This is a genomic window from Colwellia sp. D2M02 (assembly GCF_018860755.1).
Taxonomy (GTDB): Bacteria; Pseudomonadota; Gammaproteobacteria; order Enterobacterales; family Alteromonadaceae; genus Colwellia; species Colwellia asteriadis.
On sequence record NZ_JAHKPW010000049.1, the window covers coordinates 1 to 1,523 of the forward strand.

At 42.9% G+C, this 1,523-nt stretch carries 2 protein-coding genes; one reads left to right on the forward strand and one right to left on the reverse strand.

The features are described 5' to 3' along the window. A partial coding sequence (locus KO495_RS07965; protein WP_215979879.1) for an Lrp/AsnC family transcriptional regulator occupies positions 1 to 175 on the forward strand: 175 nt, incomplete at its 5' end. 63 nt (positions 176 to 238) lie between these two features. Here KO495_RS07965 and KO495_RS07970 read toward each other — a convergent pair. Further along, positions 239 to 1,450, reverse strand: coding sequence for an IS256 family transposase (locus tag KO495_RS07970; protein ID WP_215979880.1), 1,212 nt, complete (start codon positions 1,448 to 1,450; stop codon positions 239 to 241). Between the last annotated feature and the right edge of the window lie 73 nt (positions 1,451 to 1,523).

The following is a 1,523-nucleotide window of genomic DNA, read 5'->3' on the forward strand; positions in this document are numbered from 1 at the left end:
TACCACGAGTGGCGACAAAGATTACTTACTAAAAGTGATTGTTGAAAGTATTGAAGAATACGAACATTTACTTAAAGCGAAATTAACTCACTTACCCTTAGTAGATCATCTCAGCTCTACGTTTGCGTTAAAGCAGGTCAAAAATACAACAGAGCTACCGATAAAACAGCAATAGAACGACGATAATGAAGCAGAACGAATCTGCTTGAGCCTGTAACAGATTCTGTGTAACTGCCATTTAGTTAATGTGCTTTTCGAGGCGTTCCCCGAACTCAATAATAAAACGAACCATTGCTTGACGCCAGTTGTGGATCGGCATCGACCATTTTTTAGATGCCTCTGTAATGGCTAAGTAAACCATTTTCCTAGCTGAGTCATCACTTGGGAATATCTTGCGCTTCTTGATAGCCTTACGAATAACGCTGTTGAGTGATTCAATGGCATTGGTCGTGTAAATAGCTTTACGGATGTCCTCAGGATAATTAAATAAAGTATTGAGATTCTGCCAGTGGGTACGCCACGACTTGCTGATCTGCGGATATTGGTCGTCCCACTTTTCACCGAATCGCTCAAGTTCAAGCAGCGCTTCTTCCTCAGTGGATGAGCGGTAAACCTGCTTCAAATCAGTGGTGACAGCCTTGTAATCTTTCCATGAAACGTACTTCAATGAATTACGTACCATATGCACAATACACAGCTGAATTTGGGCCTGGGGATACACTGAGTTAATCGCATCAGGAAAGCCCTTGAGGCCATCCACACAGGCAATTAAAATATCTTCTACACCACGATGCTGCAATTCAGTTAGCACGTTCAGCCAGAATTTCGCGCCTTCATTTTCGGCTATCCACATGCCCAGAAGCTCCTTGTGCCCCTCGGTGTTGATACCCAAGGCTAGGAATATAGATTTGTTGATAACACGTTTGTCTTGGCGAATTTTAACGACTAAGCAATCGAGATAAATAATAGGGTAAATCGGGTCAAGGGGGCGTGATTGCCATTCGATAACTTGGTCAATAACGGCATTAGTGACTCGTGATATTAGCGTTGGCGATATATCTGCACCGTACCATTCGTCAAAGGCTTTAACGATTTCTCGGGTGCTCATCCCTTGCGCATATAGCCATAATATCTTCTCGTCCATTGAGGTAAATCGAGATTGGTGTTTCTTAATCAGCTTAGGCTCAAACAACCCGTCTCTGTCACGAGGAGTGTCCAGTTCAAACTCACCATCTTCCGTTTTGATACGCTTACTGGTTTTGCCGTTGCGGCTATTTTGCATCACCGATTTGGCGTGCTTCTCATAACCTAAATGCTCATCCATCTCGGCATTTAGTGCTGCTTCAACAGTGATCTTCTTTAGCATTTGGCTGAATTCATTAAGATCTTGCGGTGTTTTAATGCCTTTGGCCGCTTCCTTGGCGAAAGCTTCTAACTCTTTTTTGTTCATTTGCATCTGCCTATCCTTAACTCTGACTAGAGTATGTTGTGATAGGCAGTTACACAAAATTAATTACAGGCTC